Source organism: Mesorhizobium sp. AR10, from assembly GCF_024746795.1.
Classification (GTDB): Bacteria; Pseudomonadota; Alphaproteobacteria; order Rhizobiales; family Rhizobiaceae; genus Mesorhizobium.
In genome coordinates, this window is the sequence record NZ_CP080524.1 from 929,080 (window position 1) to 947,165 (window position 18,086).

General features: G+C 61.3%; 20 protein-coding genes and 1 tRNA gene. 12 read left to right on the plus strand and 9 right to left on the minus strand.

What is annotated here, in order from left to right; genetic code table 11:
• Positions 1-13 precede the first annotated feature (13 nt).
• Both LHFGNBLO_RS07790 and LHFGNBLO_RS07795 read right to left on the minus strand, forming a co-directional pair.
• Positions 14-928 carry an alpha/beta hydrolase gene (locus tag LHFGNBLO_RS07790; protein ID WP_258605641.1) on the minus strand — a complete coding sequence of 305 codons (915 nt, stop codon included), beginning with the start codon at positions 926-928 and terminating at the stop codon, positions 14-16.
• Positions 929-988: 60 nt separating this feature from the next.
• A complete protein-coding gene (locus tag LHFGNBLO_RS07795; protein ID WP_258605643.1) occupies positions 989-1,354 on the minus strand; it encodes a VOC family protein in 366 nt (121 codons plus the stop codon).
• A gap of 149 nt (positions 1,355-1,503) precedes the next feature.
• Between LHFGNBLO_RS07795 and LHFGNBLO_RS07800 the strand changes: the two genes are divergently transcribed.
• Both LHFGNBLO_RS07800 and LHFGNBLO_RS07805 read left to right on the plus strand, forming a co-directional pair.
• Positions 1,504-1,809: a hypothetical protein gene (locus LHFGNBLO_RS07800; protein WP_258605645.1), complete on the plus strand. Its 306-nt coding sequence runs from the start codon at positions 1,504-1,506 to the stop codon at positions 1,807-1,809.
• 14 nt (positions 1,810-1,823) lie between these two features.
• Positions 1,824-2,717, plus strand: coding sequence for a sigma-70 family RNA polymerase sigma factor (locus tag LHFGNBLO_RS07805; protein WP_258605646.1), 894 nt, complete (start codon positions 1,824-1,826; stop codon positions 2,715-2,717).
• Between the two features lie 93 nt (positions 2,718-2,810).
• Here the strand turns inward: LHFGNBLO_RS07805 and LHFGNBLO_RS07810 are convergent, their stop codons facing one another.
• Both LHFGNBLO_RS07810 and LHFGNBLO_RS07815 read right to left on the minus strand, forming a co-directional pair.
• Entirely contained in the window at positions 2,811-3,341 is a 531-nt protein-coding gene (locus LHFGNBLO_RS07810) for a dihydrofolate reductase family protein (protein WP_258605647.1), read from the minus strand.
• Between the two features lie 46 nt (positions 3,342-3,387).
• Positions 3,388-3,717, minus strand: coding sequence for a hypothetical protein (locus LHFGNBLO_RS07815; protein WP_258605649.1), 330 nt, complete (start codon positions 3,715-3,717; stop codon positions 3,388-3,390).
• Between the two features lie 396 nt (positions 3,718-4,113).
• Between LHFGNBLO_RS07815 and LHFGNBLO_RS07820 the strand changes: the two genes are divergently transcribed.
• Positions 4,114-5,019, plus strand: a complete 906-nt coding sequence (locus LHFGNBLO_RS07820) for a VirK/YbjX family protein (RefSeq protein ID WP_258605651.1) — start codon at positions 4,114-4,116, stop codon at positions 5,017-5,019.
• A 45-nt stretch (positions 5,020-5,064) separates the two neighbouring features.
• On the plus strand, positions 5,065-5,700 hold the full coding sequence (locus LHFGNBLO_RS07825) for a hypothetical protein (RefSeq protein ID WP_258605652.1): 636 nt from the start codon (positions 5,065-5,067) through the stop codon (positions 5,698-5,700).
• Positions 5,701-5,887: 187 nt separating this feature from the next.
• Here the strand turns inward: LHFGNBLO_RS07825 and LHFGNBLO_RS07830 are convergent.
• Positions 5,888-5,964: transfer RNA gene (locus LHFGNBLO_RS07830), tRNA-Arg, on the minus strand.
• A gap of 254 nt (positions 5,965-6,218) precedes the next feature.
• Positions 6,219-7,706: a sensor histidine kinase gene (locus LHFGNBLO_RS07835; RefSeq protein WP_258605653.1), complete on the minus strand. Its 1,488-nt coding sequence runs from the start codon at positions 7,704-7,706 to the stop codon at positions 6,219-6,221.
• A gap of 299 nt (positions 7,707-8,005) precedes the next feature.
• Here LHFGNBLO_RS07835 and rpmH point away from each other — a divergent pair, with 299 nt between their 5' ends.
• The 5 genes from rpmH (at position 8,006) to yihA (ending at position 12,127) form a co-directional block, all read left to right on the plus strand.
• Positions 8,006-8,140, plus strand: a complete 135-nt coding sequence (gene rpmH / locus LHFGNBLO_RS07840; protein WP_008833937.1) for a 50S ribosomal protein L34 — start codon at positions 8,006-8,008, stop codon at positions 8,138-8,140.
• Positions 8,141-8,156: 16 nt separating this feature from the next.
• Positions 8,157-8,510: a ribonuclease P protein component gene (rnpA, locus tag LHFGNBLO_RS07845; protein ID WP_258605654.1), complete on the plus strand. Its 354-nt coding sequence runs from the start codon at positions 8,157-8,159 to the stop codon at positions 8,508-8,510.
• Between the two features lie 14 nt (positions 8,511-8,524).
• A complete protein-coding gene (gene yidC / locus LHFGNBLO_RS07850) occupies positions 8,525-10,336 on the plus strand; it encodes a membrane protein insertase YidC (RefSeq protein ID WP_258605656.1) in 1,812 nt (603 codons plus the stop codon).
• A gap of 496 nt (positions 10,337-10,832) precedes the next feature.
• Positions 10,833-11,471: a CatB-related O-acetyltransferase gene (locus LHFGNBLO_RS07855; RefSeq protein ID WP_258605657.1), complete on the plus strand. Its 639-nt coding sequence runs from the start codon at positions 10,833-10,835 to the stop codon at positions 11,469-11,471.
• A complete protein-coding gene (yihA, locus tag LHFGNBLO_RS07860) occupies positions 11,468-12,127 on the plus strand; it encodes a ribosome biogenesis GTP-binding protein YihA/YsxC (RefSeq protein ID WP_258605658.1) in 660 nt (219 codons plus the stop codon). The genes LHFGNBLO_RS07855 and yihA overlap by 4 nt, the downstream gene beginning before the upstream one ends.
• Here the strand turns inward: yihA and LHFGNBLO_RS07865 are convergent.
• A complete protein-coding gene (locus LHFGNBLO_RS07865) occupies positions 12,124-12,855 on the minus strand; it encodes a TetR/AcrR family transcriptional regulator (protein ID WP_258605660.1) in 732 nt (243 codons plus the stop codon). The genes yihA and LHFGNBLO_RS07865 overlap by 4 nt on opposite strands.
• Before the next feature lie 140 nt (positions 12,856-12,995).
• Here LHFGNBLO_RS07865 and LHFGNBLO_RS07870 point away from each other — a divergent pair, with 140 nt between their 5' ends.
• From LHFGNBLO_RS07870 to LHFGNBLO_RS07880, 3 genes are read left to right on the plus strand one after another with little or no spacing between them, the layout of a single operon-like run.
• The gene (locus LHFGNBLO_RS07870) at positions 12,996-14,177 is read left to right on the plus strand and encodes an HlyD family secretion protein (RefSeq protein ID WP_258605662.1); all 1,182 of its coding nucleotides are present in this window, start codon (positions 12,996-12,998) and stop codon (positions 14,175-14,177) included.
• 59 nt (positions 14,178-14,236) lie between these two features.
• Entirely contained in the window at positions 14,237-15,793 is a 1,557-nt protein-coding gene (locus LHFGNBLO_RS07875; RefSeq protein ID WP_258609650.1) for a DHA2 family efflux MFS transporter permease subunit, read from the plus strand.
• Between the two features lie 30 nt (positions 15,794-15,823).
• Positions 15,824-16,639, plus strand: a complete 816-nt coding sequence (locus tag LHFGNBLO_RS07880; RefSeq protein WP_258605663.1) for an SDR family NAD(P)-dependent oxidoreductase — start codon at positions 15,824-15,826, stop codon at positions 16,637-16,639.
• A gap of 71 nt (positions 16,640-16,710) precedes the next feature.
• Here LHFGNBLO_RS07880 and msrB read toward each other — a convergent pair whose 3' ends face one another.
• Both msrB and LHFGNBLO_RS07890 read right to left on the minus strand, forming a co-directional pair.
• Positions 16,711-17,214, minus strand: a complete 504-nt coding sequence (gene msrB / locus LHFGNBLO_RS07885) for a peptide-methionine (R)-S-oxide reductase MsrB (protein ID WP_258605664.1) — start codon at positions 17,212-17,214, stop codon at positions 16,711-16,713.
• Between the two features lie 245 nt (positions 17,215-17,459).
• Positions 17,460-18,017 (minus strand): fasciclin domain-containing protein, encoded by a 558-nt coding sequence (locus tag LHFGNBLO_RS07890; RefSeq protein ID WP_258605665.1) that lies wholly within the window; start codon positions 18,015-18,017, stop codon positions 17,460-17,462.
• Positions 18,018-18,086: the final 69 nt, after the last annotated feature.

Sequence of the window (18,086 nt, forward strand, 5' to 3'; positions counted from 1 at the left end):
CACACCGGCAACGCTATGACCCGGCCAATGCGCCGCTGAGCGCCCAGTGCAAGGTCTCGGCGAACCGATCGGGATAGGGGGCAAAGCCCATATGGTCGCCAGGAAAGGCGACCCGCCTGGTGCCGAGCTTCTCGGCCAATGCCTTGCCCATGCCATCGATCGGCTGCCCGACGGACCCTTCGCCGATGCCGACCACGACAAGGCGGCCACGCAACGCCTCGACATCGGGACGGTAGAGCGACAGCGGCATGATGCCATGCGCCAGCCAGTAATCAAAATTGCCGCTGACTCGGACAAAGGTCTCTGCCTCCTCCGGCGTCGAGACGAATTGTGGTGGCTCGTCCTGCGGCGAGGCGTCATCCTGCCGGGCTTCTTCCGGTCCTGCTCCGTCGGACAGGCCGTGCTCGGTGAAAAACTTCCGCATAGCCGCCTCGACGCCCTGGCTGCGATATGTGTGGTGGAGGTCGCGCATGCCGGCCAGAGCCGGTGACGGATCGTCGAGCATCATCATGCTGGGCGGCTCGTGCGCGACCAGCGCGCGCACACGGTCGGGATGGCGGGCAGCGAGATTGAGCCCGATCTGGGCGCCGCCGCTGGTACCGAACACATAGGCAGGCTCTTCGCCAAGCGCCGCAATCAGTCGCGCGGCATCGTCGCCATGGATGTCGAGATCCTGCTCCTGTGGCGCGCTGTCGAAAGTGCTGCGCGAATTGCCGCGCGGATCGTAGGCGACCACCGTGTAGCGGTCGGCGAGATGGCGAGCGACATCGGCGAACACGCCGGCATCCTGTGGACCGCCGGGGATGATCAGCAGCACGGGTCCGGAACCGCGTGTCTCATAATAGAGGCTGGCGCCCGGCACTTTCAGTGTCGCTGCAGTCATGTCCTCACGGGTCGCATCCTCTAGGCTCACGGATTGGGAGTTCATGGCGTTTTCTCCTCTGGGTTCAAAATTGGTGGATCACAAATTCGGTGCGTTCAGCGGTGCTCAGTCGCTGGCAATCACCATGCGGTTGCCCTCGCTGTCGCGGAACTCGGCGACGGTGCGGCCCGGCTGCCACGGCGCCTCCTGCGGCTCAGTGATGATTTCGACGCCGCGTGCTTTCAAGGAAGCGACCGTCGCCTCGACATCCCCGTCGACCAGCACCAGCACGGGCTCCAAAGCCGCCGCATCATCGGCGCGCCTGGCGAAGTGCAGGTTGGTCACGGCGCCGGGAAATGTCAGCTCGATCCAGCGCCAGCCGCCATCGCCCATCGGCTGATCGGCCGCGACATGGCAGGCGAGGTGATCGGTATAGAACGCCTTGGCGCGGTCCTGGTCGAACACCGGCAGCTCGGCAAACTGGATGTGCATGACAAGTCTCTCTCCTCTCTTTGATGGCTGCGGCGCAGCCCCGATCAAGTAAAAGACGATGCAGGCGACCAGAAAGATTCTCAGGGGTGCTAATCTTTTCGGCGCCGCCAAGCGTCCTTTGTGCAGGTCAACCAATCAGGAGACAGGCGATGGACTACACAGTCATTCGCTACGGCGTGAAAGACGGCGAGCTGGACGCGAACCGCGCGCTGGTGACAAAGGTGTTCGAGGCGCTGGGCGAGGCGGCGCCGCCGGCCATGCGCTATCTCGTGCTGGAGCTGGACGACGGCGAGTTCATCCACATCGTCAGCCAGGACAAGGATAGCTCCGCGATCACCGGGCTCGCGGCGTTCAAGGCTTTCAGCGAAACTCATGCGCAGAGGCGCTCGACGCCTGTCAGGCGATCGCCTGTCAAGATCATCGGCAATTACCGTATGCTGGCCGCCACCGAGTAGACTTGGTTAAGAGAATGGACGCCATGAGAAAACTCGACCGGCCGGCACTGGAAGCCATGCTGGCCGGGCTGCGGCCGAAGCTGCACCGCTACTGCGCCCGCATGGCCGGCTCGGTGATCGACGGCGAGGACATCGTCCAGGAAACGATGCTGAAGGCGCTGCAGGCTGTCGATGCGCATGCGGCGGTCGAACGCCCCGAGCAATGGCTGTTTCGCATCGCCCACAATGCCGCGCAGGATCATCTGCGCCGGCGCAATCGCGAAAGATTGCGTATCACCGAGGCCGACATGACGACGATCGAGGACCTCTCCAGCAGCGCCGACGCGAGGCTCGCCACTGCGACCGGCCTGCGCAGCTTCATGCAGCTTTCGCTGGCGCAGCGCAGCGCCGTGATCCTGGTCGACGTGCTTGGCCTCAGCCTGCACGAGACCTGCGAGGTCTCAGGGGCGACACTGGCCGCGACCAAGGCGACGCTGCATCGCGGGCGGGCGCAGCTTCGCTTGCTGGCATCGGAGCCCGAACAGGCGGTCGTGCCCCGGCTCGATCCCGACGACGAGCGGCGCTTGCGCCGCTATGTCGACCTGTTCAACGCGCGCGACTTCGACGCCGTGCGGGCGCTGATTGCCGAGGATATCCAGCTTGAGGTCGTCAACCGCACCCGGCTGCGCGGCAAGGCGCAGGCGTCGACCTATTTCGGCAATTACGACCGCGTCAGCGACTGGGCACTGTCGCTCGGTTTTGTCGAGGACAGGCCGGCTATCCTGATCCGCGACCCGCAGGCGCCGGAGAGCGGCGTGCGCGGCTTCATGCTGGTCGAATGGCTTGAAGAACAGGTCATCCAGATCCGCGATTTCCGCTACGCGCCCTATTGTGTCGTCGACGCAGATATCCGCTTCATTGACGGTTGAGCGGAACGTCGAGCGGAGTGGGCATCGATGGCACCATCTCGCCGCGGCTCTTCACCGAACGGCGTGGCGATTTCCATCCGGCGAGTCGCAAGATCAAGCAGGAACGTAGGTCAACCTGATCACATCCTCGCCAATCCGATCATTAGTCACAAGGCGGAGCGGCGGCCGGGCTCCGGCGAAATATGGCTTGCCGTGACCAAGCACGACGGGGTGTAGGTAGATTCGATACTCATCGATCAAGCCAAGTTCGGTGAGGCTTTGCGCCAAGTCCGGACCAGCAACCTCGATCTCCCCGGCGCTCTCGGCCTTCAGCTTGCGGATCGCGCCCTCAAGATCATCCGCAACAAGCGTGGCGTTGGGACCGACCGACTTCAACGAGCGCGAGACGACCCATTTCGGCTGGTTCCGCCACGCCGCCGCGAAGGCGTGTCGCTCTGCATCCCATTCAGGATGATCGTCGTCCCAGTAACGCATGACCTCATACATTCGGCGACCGTACACACTGCCCACCTGCCCCTGAGCCTCCTCGATGAAGTGGCGGAAGAGGGTGGGGCTTGGCGCAAACGTCATATGGTCGACGTAGCCGTCCAGGGACTGGTTCATTCCGAACACGAGCTTGGCCATCCCGCTTCCTTTCCTCACGCGGCACATCCGCACGGTTCTGATTGATTTATGCAATCGGTTGTAAGCTAGATCGGAGGTTGTAAGCTAGATCGGTCGCCGCTTGGCGCGGCACGGGCGCGATCGTTTCCCTCAAGCGAAGGTTTGAAGGTTGGCTTCCTGAAGCCTGGAGCCGGCAAGCAAAGCTTCGAGCACCTGCTTTTTGAGAAAGAGGCATTGCGAAACGCGCAAGTTTGGCGATGCCGGAAACTTCAGCCACCTCGCAGGCAAGCACCAATTCCTTTTGCTGAGAGATGATCAACTGGGTGAGGTCGCGCGATTTGAATCCGAGAACAGCAGGAAAAATTGCGAGTCCGAACCCTGTGCGGCTCAACTTCATCAAGCTATTAAACAGATGGAATAGAAATGCGCGCCGGGAGAAGACGAAACCGGAACTCGTATGTCATTGTTTTTGTTTTAGTTGCGAAAGAGGAGCGCTCCTGAATGTTTCGGAATCGCTATCAACTGGTATGCCCCTAATCCCTTCGGACTATCCCTCTTATGGACTAGATCCAAATTGTTGACAGGGGCGCAGATAGGCGAAATATTTTGGTGCTGAAGTCTACGTCTCGAGTTGACAGCTCAACCTTCCGGAACTGTGCGGTGGCAGGAGGAATTTGTGGATGTCCTATCCTCTCAGGAAGGAGAAATTCCTGTGTCGCTAGACACGCAGCTGCGGGACCGACGCTCCTTTGAAGTAGACGATTTCAAAACAGTTTCGAATTTGGACCTATGGATGCTGATTACCAGGATCGGAATGTCGAAGGCATTCTTCGAGGGTCCAGCTCTTATAAGATATCTGCGCCTGGCAAAGCTATATCTGAAATGTTTGTCAAACTGGCCTCGCCTGCGGGACTGGCATGAGAAGCATTCGGGTACGAAAAGTTCCGAAATCCTGAGACGGCACCCCCTTTTGCCAGCTCTGAGCGACCGGCCTTACATCAATGTGTCATGGTCGCAGCAAAAGTCACAACACGTCATCGAGACCCACTACCGGCTCATTCAAGATTTCACGGAATTAATGGGCTTTCCGAGTGGAAGTGGCGTTGCGCTGGCGTACCTCCGGACGGAAGTAGCCGGCCTGGAGATCGTGCTGGACAAACCAAACTGGTTTCAAGACGAGGGTGAGGTCGTGTTGAACCTCTTCTTGGAGCAGAAGCGCATCTGCTCTCTGGCGTTCACGTTAGGTCGCGAGCGCACACATACCGTTGCCTATATTGGAGCGCTACAGGGCGGCGAGCACGGTGAGGAAGCATTGGAGCGCAACCGCCTGATTACGCGCGGCGCATTCGGAATGCGCCCCCGCGACCTGACGATCGCGGCATTCCGACTCCTATGCGCCCACCTGAAGGTCGACAAGATACTCGCGCCGATGGACCGTGACTGCGTTGCGCGCAGCAGCTATTTCGCAGGCAGAATCGACAGGATTCACTTTAGACATGACGCCACATGGATCGAACACGGTGCAAGTGTCTCCCCCTCCCATTCGATGTTCGACCTTCCTGTAGCGGTTCCCTTTCGCACGCCGTCCGAGATGCCTCCGCGCAAAAGAGCAATGTACAGGCGTCGATACGAGATGCTTCAACTCCTCAATGCTGACATCGGCCGGTCGGTTCAAGTGAATAGCGCTAACACCACCTGAGCTATCGACAGAGGCTCAATCCGAGGCTTTCGAATGCGTGGAGGATTGCTCAACATACTCAAAGGCAGTGGTTGGAAAACCCGACTTCTCAACCCAGTCGATGAGTTTTGGGATCGTCGACTCGGAATCTCGACATTCGGCTACACCCCGGCGATCGGAGACAAAGACTCTCTTGATCTGCGTATGCACTACGAACCGACCCCCTATCGTGTGATCTTCAAGATACTCAAGCATCTTGGCGCCGGCCCCGACGATGTCTTCGTCGACTTTGGATCGGGCATGGGGCGCACAACATTTGCTGCTTGCTGGGCTGGATGTGGGCGGAGCGTCGGTGTCGAAATCGACCCTTCGCTTTATCGCCATGCTTGTATGAACCTGGAAAAAAGCGCTGTCTCGGATCGACAAATACAGTTCATCTGTACTCCGGCGCAGCGATACGATCCAAGCGGAACGACAATCGTCTATCTGTTCCATCCGTTTGGCCCAGGAACCTTGCAGTTGGTAGTCGCCAACCTGCAACGTGACATCTTGGACAACCCACGAGATGTTAAGATCGCTTACAACAATCCGGTCTTTCCAGAAACATTGGATGCGTCCGGACTTTTCAGAAAGACCGGCGAGTGGGCAGCCGAAGGCACAAAGCTTCCTTATCGAGTGGCATTTTGGCAGACTGCACTGTAGCAGTACGAGCAGTTCTGTCGTCGCTATGAACCGCATCTGCTCAATTTGACGTATGGCCCGCCTGCCGGCTTTTCGAACACGCAGTTGAGCCAACGTCGTTCAACCATTCGGTTGGCGCTATTGCCATCCGTCTCCTAAGGCACAATCGGGTACCTTATGACTGCGGGTCGCGCGGGAGGATAGTAGTTGGCGCGCCCGAAGAGATTCGAACTCCTGACCCCCAGATTCGTAGTCTGGTGCTCTATCCAGCTGAGCTACGGGCGCGCAACAGGCCATGCTTTGCATAGCCCCGCAGTCCGATCCTGACGACCGGCCGCGACAAGACGTGTTCCCTAGCGACTGAATTTCGGAAAAGCAAGCCGATCCGGCAAAAGTTTTGCGTGTCCTTGCGCAAGGCTGCTCTTTGTTCCGCGCAATCGCGGACGGAAAACCGCTGCACACTTTTCCTGGAATTGCTTTTTGTTCTGCGCAATTCCGGACGGAAAACCACTGCGCACTTTTCCTGGAATTGCTCCGGATCAGGCCGGGCGGCGTAGGCCGTTGCGAGCTTGATCGAGCCGAACCGGCTGGTCGGGAATGGTGACCGCGAAGGTGGTGTTGCCGCCAATGCTTTCGACCAGCTCCACCGTGCCGCCATGGGCGCGGATCAATTCATAGGCGATTGCCAGGCCAAGGCCGGTGCCGCCGCTGCGGGCAGAGCCGCGGAACGCCGCGAACAGGTTCTCACGCGCCTTTGGCGGCAGGCCGGGACCGGTGTCGGTGACGACGATGCGGCTGACGCTGCCCAGGCGAACGGCCGACACCGCCAATCGGCGCACGAGCGCACTTTCGGTGTCTGCCGCCATCGCCTGCACGGCGTTGCGGCAGAGATTGGTGAGCACGCGGAACAACTGGTCGGAATCGGCATCCACCTCGAACGTCAGATCGACGGCATTGACGAACTCGATGCCGTCTTCGATGTCGAGCAGACCGTGGACGTCCTCGACCAGTTGGCGCAACCGCAGCCTGCGGCGCGATGGCGGCGGCTCCTGGGTGCGGCCATAGGAAAGCACTCCCTCCGAATAGGACACGGCACGATCGAGCGCGCGCAGCAGCTTCGGCGCGAAGGCTTGCACGGTCGGGTCCTTGACCTGGCGCAGCCGGTCCGACATCAGCTGCGCCGAGGCCAGGATGTTGCGCATATCGTGGTTGATCTTGGAGACGGCGAGGCCAAGGTCGGCGAGGTGCTTCTGCTCGGACAGCATCTTCTGCAACCGCTCCTGCATCAACGACAGCTCGCGCTCGGCGACGCCGATCTCGTCGGCGCGGGCGGCCGGGCGGATGATTCGCCCGGGATCGTCCGGCGCCTCGGAAAAAGCCAGCATCGAACGCGTCATCGTCCTGATCGGGCCGATCATGATCAGGTCAATCGCGGCATAGACCAGCATGGCGGTGAACAGCGAGATCAGCAGCGAGACGAAGGCGACGTTGCGCGAATAGATGAGCATGGCCTTGCGCAGGGAGTGGTCGGGCATGATCAGCTCGAATTCCTTGTCGCTGTCGCCAACCGGTCCAAACACGCGCAGCATGCGCTTGCCGCCGAAAAACAGCGTGTCCAGGGCGCCGGTCATGCCTTTGATCATGCCGACACTGGCAATATCGATATGTTCATCGACCTGCGGCGGCATCTCGGCCACGACCAAAAGCCGCGAGACGCCGCCGTCGCGCACGGCAATCGCCTTGGCGCCGATCGCCATCAGCACGTCGTTCTGGGCGGCGCGGGAGAGCGAATTGGGTTCGCCCTGCACCAGGACGATCGACACGGCCGCCGCCGTGCTCAGCCGCTCCTTCAGCCAGCTCAGCCGGTAGCTGGCAATCCAGGGCAGGAAAATGAGGACTTCGGCCAAGAGCACGAAGACGATGGTGAGCAGCAGGAGCTTCGTCGACAGCCCGCGCGCCAAAGGCACCGTACGGACGGGGGCTTTCGCCGGTCCGGTGCTTTCATCCGCGGGTGGAACTTCGCTCATGCTACCCTGTCTTCACGATCGCTTGATCGCCCGAGATTAGGCGATTGCGGCTTTTTTGCCAATTTCATCCTTGCTCGGAAAGCGGCAGCGGCGCAGAACATCGCGTCCATCGGCCCGACCGCGCCGAGACGAACAGGTCGTTCGCTCTGGATTGACTCCCAAAAGCCTTCTTTCTATAAGCCGCTCACGCTCGGGCCATTCGTCCCGGCGCGGTTTCGATCGCGCCAAACCGGCCCGGCAAAGCTCCTGTTACACAGTGACAGAATCAAGAAGGGCCGCACCCCGCGGTATTAAAACAAATGAAGCGTACCTACCAACCGTCTAAACTCGTCCGCAAGCGGCGTCACGGCTTCCGTGCCCGCATGGCCACCAAGGGTGGTCGCGGCGTCGTCGCAGCCCGCCGCAACCGCGGCCGCAAGCGGCTCAGCGCCTGAACGGAAGACGAGATCGTTGCCCGCACCCGGCAAGCCAGTGGGACCAAATCCCAAGCGGCTTCTGAAGCGCGCGGAATTCCTGGCCGTCCGCCGTGGTGAAAAGCGGCGCGGGCGGCTTTTTCTCGTTGAAGTTCTCGACCGCGGCGACGGGTTGTCGCCACGCGTCGGCTATACCGTCACCAAGAAAGTCGGCAATGCGGTCGTGCGCAACCGCGTCCGGCGACGGCTGCGAGAGGCCGTCCGCACGCATGCGGCGGATGACATGGCGCCTGGCAATGACTATGTCATCGTCGGGCGCGAAGACGTGCTTACCATTCCGTTCGGCCAGTTGAAGGCCGAACTCTCCCGCCGACTGCGCGGAACACGATAGGCCAAGGGCTTTCGATGGAAAACAACCGGAACTTCTTCATCACCATCGCGCTGTCGGTGCTGATCCTGGCGCTGTGGCAGTATTTTTACGTGCTGCCGCGCAGCGAGCAGCAGCGCGAGGCGGCCCGCATAGAAGAGCAGCGGGCGGCGGAGCAGAAGAAGGCAGCCGAGGCCGCCAAACCCGGCGATACCGGAGCGCCCGCAACGCCAGGCGCCATCCCCAGCACGCCGGGCACCGACGGCGTAACGCCGGCCGGCCGCGAGCAGGCGCTGGCGGCGAACAAGCGCGTCAAGATCGACACGCCGAGCCTCGAAGGCTCGATCAACCTCACCGGCGCACGTCTCGACGACCTCAAGCTCAAGCAGTACACCGAGACGGTCGATAAAAACTCGCCCAAGATCGAACTGCTCAACCCGGCGGCGCTGCCCAATGGCTACTATGCCGAGATCGGCTTTGTCGGCAACGACAAGACCGGCACCGTGCCGGGCCCTGAAACGGCATGGACCGTCGACGGCAATGCGGCGCTGACGCCTGCGACGCCAGTGACGCTGACCTACGCCAACGACAAGGGCCTGACCTTCAAGCGCACCTTCTCGGTCGACAGCGACTACATGTTCACCGTTTCCGACACCGTGCAGAATTCGGGTGCTGCCTCTGTCTCGCTGTCCAACTATGGCCGTGTCACCCGCTTCGACAAACCGGCCATTGCCAGCACCTATGTGCTGCATGAAGGCTTGATCGGCTTCACCGGGACGGAAGGCCTGCAGGAACACAAATACGCGTCCATCGAATCGGACAAGCAGTTCATGCCGGGCAAGTCGACCGATGGCTGGCTGGGCATCACCGACAAGTACTGGGCGGTGACGCTGGTGCCGACCGAGAAGCAGCCGTTCCAGCCGCGCTACGCCTTTTTCGAGGATGGCCGCCACCGCTACCAGTCCGACTTCCTCACCGACCCGATCGCCGTTGACGCCGGTCAATCGGCGACGGTGGAGAGCGAAATCTTCGCTGGTGCCAAGGAGGTCGGCAAGATCAACGCCTATGCAGAAGACCGCCACATCAAGCGCTTCGACCTGCTGATCGACTGGGGCTGGTTCCACTTCATCACCAAGCCGATGTTCTGGCTGATCGACACACTCTACAAATTCTTCGGCAATTTCGGCCTGGCCATCCTCGCCACCACCGTCGTCGTCAAGGCCGCCTTCTTCCCGCTTGCCAACAAGTCCTACGCGTCGATGGCGAACATGAAGAAGGTGCAGCCCAAGATGCTTGAGATCCGCGAGAAATACGCGGACGACAAGATGGCGCAGCAAAAGGCGATGATGGAGCTCTACAAGACGGAGAAGATCAATCCGATCGCCGGCTGCTGGCCGGTAGCGCTGCAAATCCCGGTGTTCTTCGCGCTCTACAAGGTGCTCTACATCACCATCGAGATGCGCCACGCCCCGTTCTTCGGCTGGATCCAGGATCTGGCGGCGCCCGATCCGACATCGCTGTTCAACCTGTTCGGCCTCATTCCGATCACGCTGCCGCATGTGTTGATGATCGGCGTGTGGCCGCTGATCATGGGCGTCACCATGTTCCTGCAAATGCGCATGAACCCGACGCCGCCGGACCCGACGCAGGCGGCGATCTTCACCTGGATGCCGGTGATCTTCACCTTCATGATGGCGGGTTTTCCGGCCGGCCTCGTCATCTACTGGGCCTGGAACAACACGCTCTCCATTCTCCAGCAGGGCCTGATCATGAAGCGCCAGGGCGCCAAGATCGAATTGTGGGATAATCTGGTCGCACTGTTCCGCAAGAAACCGTCGCCGGCGGAATAGCCGGCGCTCCCTTCTGCGAAATCAAAAAGCCCCGGTTCACCCGGGGCTTTTTTTGCCGGAAAATCCCGTTCCTATTTCTGGCGAAACTTTGGCTTGCCGCGCGTCCTAACTACGCGTTGCCATTCCCGTGGCGAAGCTTCGGCACGCCTTTGGGACATGGGTTTTGGCGTCGTACGGGACCATCGCGTTTTTGCGGCGCCGGCAAGATACCTTGCCAAGACGGCTTCCGGCGCAAAGACGCCGGTGTTTGGGAGGCCGTTAGGCAGACCGGGGTCCTGCAGACCTTCGCAGGACCCCGGTTTATCTGGACCCAGCGTTTTCAGGACAATTTGGCTCTGCTGGACGCAGCCGCGGCACATCCCTATGAGTTCCATCTCGTTTCAGGAGCGCTCCCTCGATCAACAGGTAACGATGATTCGTTCCGTACACCGTTGGTGCTGCCTGGCGATCACGCTACTTTGGCCTTGCCTGCCACAAGATTTGACGGAGCCAGACCATGGTCGGACCCAACCCCAACATCAAGCATCCGATCCCGATGCATATGCGCGTCGGTTTCCTGAAGGGACTGGTCACCGCGCCGAACATCGAGATCGGCGATTTCACCTATTATGACGATCCCGACGGGCCCGACAAATTCGCCGAAAGATGCGTGCTGCATCACTATCCGTTCATTGGCGACAGGCTGATCATCGGCAAGTTCTGCGCCATCGCCGAGGGCGCACGGTTTATCATGAACGGCGCCAATCATGCCATGTCCGGCTTTTCCACCTACCCGTTCAATATTTTCGGCCACGGCTGGGAAGAGGGCTTCGACCCGGATACCTGGTCGAAGGAATTGCGGGGCGACACCGTGCTCGGCAATGATGTATGGATCGGCATGGAGGCGGTGGTCCTGCCGGGTGTCGAAATCGGCCATGGCGCCATCGTCGCGGCAAAATCGGTGGTGACGCACGACGTGCCGCCCTATGCGATCGTCGCCGGCAATGCGGCCAAGGTGGTGAAGATGCGCTTTGACGACAGGACCATCCGGCGGCTTCTGGCGGTGGCCTGGTGGGACTGGCCGGTGGAAAAGATCAGCCGCAACCTCAATGCCATTCGTGGCGCCAATATTTCCCTTCTGGAGGCAGCGGTTTGAACGCGTTGAACAAGACTGTGATCGGTACCGAACTGTTTACGCGGGCGTGGATCTTCATCCGCGGCGTGCCGGCGATGAAGTTCCTGCCCCCGGAAGGGCCGCCGGAGATCGCCTTTGCCGGCCGCTCGAATGTCGGCAAGTCGTCGCTGATCAACGCGCTGGTCAACCAGAAAGGGCTGGCGCGCACGTCCAACACGCCGGGGCGCACGCAAGAGCTCAACTATTTCGTGCCGGATGGATTTTCAGGCGAAGGCGCCGACCTGCCGCCAATGGCGCTGGTCGACATGCCGGGCTACGGCTACGCGACCGCGCCCAAGGAGAAGGTCGACGAGTGGACGAAGCTCGTCTTCGACTATCTCAAGGGCCGCGTCACGCTGAAGCGCGTCTATGTGCTGATCGACGCCCGCCACGGCATCAAGGCCAAGGACGATGAGGTGCTGTCGCTGCTCGACAAGGCCGCAGTGTCCTACCAGATCGTGCTGACCAAGACCGACAAGATCAAGGCGGCCGGGGTCCCGCGATTGATCGAAGAGACGCTTCTGAAAATCAAGAAGCGGCCGGCGGCGTTCCCCTTCGTTCTCGCCACGTCGTCGGAAAAGAGCGAGGGCCTCGACGAATTGCGCGCGGCGATCGTGCTCGCCGCCAATGGTGGTTAAGGCTTCGCCTTGAGTGCAATCACCTGGTGACTTTCTTCCGCAGCGAGCCTTTCGGTGCCGTAAGCCTTCAGGAACATGCCGACGCCCGACCTGACGATGTGGTCGATTTCATCCTGGCTCGGGGCTTCCGTGCGGTAGGCGAATATGCACTGACGGAACAGACCGGCCAGGCACAGTTCGGTGAACTGGTAGGCGGCAAGATCGACATCGTCGATCCGCAGCAGGCCGCGCTCGATGGCGGCATTGAGAAACGCCACAACCTTGTCATGACCGCGTTTGGGCCCGCGTTCGTAAAAACGCGCACCCATGTCGGGTATCCTGTCGGACGCGCCGATCACTGTGCGCTGCGCCTGGATGACCTTGGCCGACGTGATCTTGACGGACAGCACCTTGCCGAACTTCACCAGTGTCTCGCGCAGGTCGTCGGCGCGGTCGAGCATATCGTACATGTTCTTGAAGATGGTGCCGCGCTCTTCCTCGATCAGCGCTTCGAACAGTTCTTCCTTGTTGGCGAAATAGACATAGATCGTGCCCTTGGAAACGCCGGCCTCGCGGGTGATGTCGTTCATCGACGCCGCTTCAAAACCCTTGTCGATGAAGACACGACGCGCGCCTTCGATGATCTGGCTGCGTTTGACGGGATCCTGTCCCGCTGCAGGGCGGCCGCGACGCAGGCTGTCCAGCAGATCGCACTGGTCCTTGCCGTCGTCGGGTACTGTCTCGGTCATAAGGTCACACCTCGAAATAATTCGAACCAACCGGTTCGATTGCCCTTGATATGGGCCTCTTCCCGCGCTAAGTCAATGTCCCTGTCGAACCGAACGGTTCAGTATGACTAGTCCAGCATGATTTAATTTAGAGAGATATCATGTCCTCCAACGTGCCCGCCACCGCCGAAGTTCGCCCCTTCCCCAATGCCAAGGTCGCACCGGCGATCGAGGCGCCAAATACACCGGTCGAGCCTGCAACCGGCACGCCAACCGAGGCGCCTGCCAAGAAGAAGCGGTCGGCGCGCTCGCTGCTGCTGCCCATCATCGCGCTCGGCCTGCTGGGCGCCGGCGCCTGGTACGGCTACCACTACTGGACCGACGGGCGCTTCATGATCTCGACAGACGACGCCTATGTCCAGGCCGACATGGCGTTCATTTCGCCGAAGATTTCCGGCTATGTCGACCAGGTCAAGGTGACCGAGAACCAACAGGTGAAGGCCGGAGATCCGCTGCTGATCGTCGATGACGGCGACTACAAGATTGCGGTCGCCCAGGCCGAGGCGCAGATCGCCACCTTGAGCAAGACGCTCGACCGCATCGACGCCCAGACCGAAGCGGCGCGCGCCTCGCTCAGCCAAGCCCAGGCGCAGAAGACTGCCGATAAGGCTACGGCCGACAATGCGGCGCGTGCGCAAGTGCGTGCCGCTCAACTGCTCAAGACCCATGTCGGCACGCAGGCGCAGCTGGACGACGCCCAGACCGCAGTCGACCAGGCCAACGCCGCGCTTGTCGGCGCCGCCGCGCAGATCGCCGCCGCGCAGGCCAATATCGGCGTGCTGCAGGCGCAGCGCGCAGAATCGGCGAGCACGCTGGCGTCGCTGCAGCTCAGCCACGACAAGGCGGCGCGCGATCTTTCCTTTACCGTGCTGCGCGCGCCCTATGACGGCGTCGTCGGCAACCGCTCCGTCGAGCAGGGCGACCTGATCAGCCCCGGGCAAAAGCTCGCCGTCATCGTGCCGATGGACAAGCTTTATATCGTCGCCAACTTCAAGGAGACGCAGCTTGCCCGGCTGGTGCCTGGAGAAAAGGTCAGGGTGTCGGTCGATGCGACCGACGGCCACGATTTCGAGGGAACCGTGTCGTCGCTGGCGCCAGCCTCGGGTGCGGTGTTTTCGCTGCTGCCGCCGGAGAACGCCACCGGCAATTTCACCAAGGTGGTGCAGCGCGTCCCGGTTCGCATTGACGTACCGGCGGATGTGCTGAAGGCAGGCAGGCTGCGCGCGGGCCTCAGCGTCGTCGTCGCCGTCGACAGCCGCACGGCGCCTTCCGCGTCGAAGTAAGCGGACCCCGGAGCAACGTCATGGCGACCGCAACCCTGACAGCAGGATCGGCCCCGGCAATGCCGGCGGTGCCCGACACCATCTCGACGCGGCGTGTCATCGCCTTTCTGGCGATGGTGTTCGGCATGTTCATGGCCATCCTGGACATTCAGATCGTCTCGGCCTCGCTGGCCGAGATCCAGGCCGGCCTGAGCGCCAGTTCCGACGAAATCCCGTGGGTTCAGACCGCCTATTTGATTGCCGAAGTCATCATGATTCCGCTTTCCGGCTTCCTCAGCCGGATGCTGTCGACGCGGGTGCTGTTCACGATTTCAGCGGCAGGCTTCACCGCCGCCAGCGCACTGGCAGCAACCGCCACCAACATCGACCAGATGATCGTCTACCGCGCCGTCCAGGGGTTCATCGGCGGCGGCATGATCCCGAGCGTCTTTGCCGCAGCCTTCACCATCTTCCCGCCGTCGCGCCGCGCCGTGGTGTCACCGATGATCGGCCTGGTGGCGACGCTGGCGCCGACGATTGGCCCGACGGTTGGCGGCTACATCAGCCATGCCATGTCCTGGCACTGGCTGTTTCTCGTCAACGTCGTACCCGGTATCCTAGTGACGGCGGCAGCCTGGTCGCTGATCGACTTCGACAAGCCCAACCTCAAGCTGTTCAGCAAATTCGACTGGTGGGGCCTTGCCGGCATGGCAGCCTTCCTTGGCTGCATGGAATATGTGCTCGAGGAAGGCCCGAACAACGACTGGCTGCAGGACCAGGCGGTGCTGATCTGCGCCGTCGTCATGACCATTGGCGGAGTGCTGTTCTTCTGGCGCGTCTTCACCGCCGAGGAACCGATCGTCGACCTGAAGGCGTTCCGCAATGTCAATTTTGCCTTCGGCTCGCTGTTTTCCTTCGTCATCGGCATCGGCCTCTACGGCCTGACCTATCTCTATCCAGTGTTCCTCGGGCGCATCCGCGGCTACGATTCGATGATGATCGGCGAGGCGCTGTTCGTCAGCGGCCTGGCCATGTTCTTCACCGCGCCCATCTCCGGCATCCTGTCGGGCAAGATGGACCCGCGCTTGATGATGATGATCGGCTTCTTCGGCTTCGCCACGGGAACCTGGTGGATGACGCATCTCACCGCCGATTGGGACTTCTATGAACTGCTGATCCCGCAGATCCTGCGCGGCTGTTCGATGATGCTGTGCATGGTGCCGATCAACAACATTGCGCTCGGCACCTTGCCGCCCGACCGGTTGAAGAACGCGTCGGGCCTGTTCAACCTCACCCGCAATCTCGGCGGCGCCGTCGGCCTTGCCATCATCAACACGGTGCTGATCGACCGCAATGCCTTCCACTACGCAAGGCTGGCCGAGCATGTGCAATGGGGCAGCGAGGCGGCGCAGACCAAGCTGCAGAACATGACGCTCACCTTCGAACAGAGTGTCGGCCTGGACGCATCCAAGGCGGCGATCTCCAAACTGTCCGGCATGGTCCAGCAACAGGCGGCGCTGCTGTCCTTCATGGACGTGTTCTACCTGCTGACGGTGCTGTTCGCGACGCTGGGGCTCTTCACCATGATGATCCGCAAACCTGTCGCCGCCGGCGGTGGCGGTGGCGGCGGGCACTGATTGGTGGCCTGAATTCAACATGGAACCGATGTGACGACGAGCCAAATCCTGAACCGCGTTGCCATTGTGACAGGCGCAGGCCGCGGTCTCGGCCGGGCAATGGTCCTGGGACTTGCGCAGGCTGGAATCCATGTGGTTGCGACTGCGGCGCGCGAGCGCACCGAGATCGAAGCCGTCGCAGAAGAGGTGCGTCAGAGGTGTAGAGAGTCTCGGGTTCTTCCGCTTGTCGCCGACGTCACGCAGGAAGACGACTGCGCCGAGGTTGTCGATGCCGCAGTCAAGCGGTTCGGGCGGCTCGATATTTTGGTGAACAATGCCGCCCGCGGCATGAAGTACGTCAGCAATGAGTTCCTGACCGAACCGACGCGCTTCTGGGAAGTCGCACCGGAAACGTGGCGCATGGTGATCGACACCAACGTGAACGGCCCCTTCATGATGGCAAGACACGCGGTTCCCATGATGCTGAAGGCGGGCTGGGGACGGATCGTCAATGTTTCGGTGAGCCAAGGGACCATGCGCCGACGCGGCTTTTCTCCCTATGGTCCTTCGAAGGCAGCACTCGAATCGGAGACGATCATCTGGGCGCAGGATCTCGATGGCACGGGTATTACCGTGAACGCGCTGCTGCCTGGAGGAGCCACCCTTACCGGCATGGTCCCGCAGACCGTGTCGGAGACGGCGAAATCAGCAATGCTCGATCCCTCGATCATGGTCCCACCGTTGCTTTGGCTCGTGTCGCCGGAAGCCGATTGGATGACGGGCCGTCGTTTGGTGGCGACCAAATGGCAGGCTGGGGGCGATGGTAAATCGGCCGCAGAAGCGGCGATCGAACAGGCAGGCTGGTAGGATAACGGACTCTGGTGCAAGAATCCGCAGACATCCGCGCCTGGAACCTATAGAAGCGCTCGTTCTGCAGCTCAGGCGCTGGCCGGCTTGAAGGTCAAGGCGACGCCGTTGATGCAATGGCGCAAGCCGGTCGGTGGCGGACCGTCGTCGAAGACATGGCCGAGATGGCCGCCGCAACGGCGGCAGTGGACCTCGGTGCGGGTCATGCCCAAAGACCGGTCTTCGGTCTTGCCGACGGCGTTGGCAATCTCCTGCCAGAAACTCGGCCAGCCGGTGCCGGACTCGAACTTCGTTTCGGAGGAATAGACCGGCAGGTCGCAGCCGGCGCAGGCAAAGATGCCCTTGCGGTGTTCGTTGAGCAGCGGGCTGGTGCCGGGATATTCGGTGCCTTCCTTGCGCAGCACGTTGAAGGCTTCATCGGACAGGATGGCGTGCCACTCGGCGTCGGTCTTGGTGACTTCAAACTTTTCCGCTGCCCGTGCGTCCTGCGGTCCGCCCATGCGCAGCATTGCTGTCGTGCCTGCCAGCAATGCTACGGCCGCGGCACCGCTCCAAAGAAGATTGCGACGATTCATGGCCATTCCTCCTGCTGTCCTTTGCCAAATTCGACCGTCGCACGGAAATCAAAATGCCGGGTGACGGCCAGAGCCATGGAACTGGCTCTTTGTTTGAGCCCTGAAAAACGGACACTCCGCAACGGCTCCGCGCTTGGAGCGGACGGTGCGGAGTGTACGCTTGTCGATTGCGCGGGTCACGGGGGACGCCAGCCGCGCAATCAGCATGGACCCTTGCCCATACTTCGCTGGCAGCGAAGCCTTTGTTACATCTTCGGCAGAAGAACCTTGTCGATGACGTGGATGACGCCGTTCGACTGTTCGACGTCGGCGATCGTCACATTTGCGACGCCGCCGCTCTCGTCGGTCACGGTGACCTTGCCGCCGTCAGCCTTGAGCCACAGCTCGCAGCCGCCAACGGTCTTCACCTTGTGCGTGCCGCCATCGTCCTTGGCCATCTTGGCCACATCCGCCGCCAGCGCCTTGGCGCCGATGACGTGACAGGTCAGGATCTTGACCAGCTTGTCCTTGTTCTCGGGCTTGAGCAGCGTTTCGACCGTGCCGGCCGGAAGTGCGGCAAAGGCCTCGTTGGTCGGCGCGAACACGGTGAAGGGACCGGCGGTCTGCAGCGTGTCGACCAGGTCGCCGGCCTTGACGGCCGCAACCAGCGTCGTGTGATCCTTCGAATTGACGGCGTTCTCGACAATGTTCTTGGTGGCATACATTGCGGCGCCGCCAACCATCGGATTTTCGGCATAGGCAGTGGTGGCGAGCGCAGAAACGGCGAGCGTACTGGCAAGCAAAAGGGTGGCGTATTTGCGCATGATGTCTAACTCCTCGGGTTATCGTTCCCTTTTTTGGGACGCGAGGGAGATACGGAATACAAATGCGTG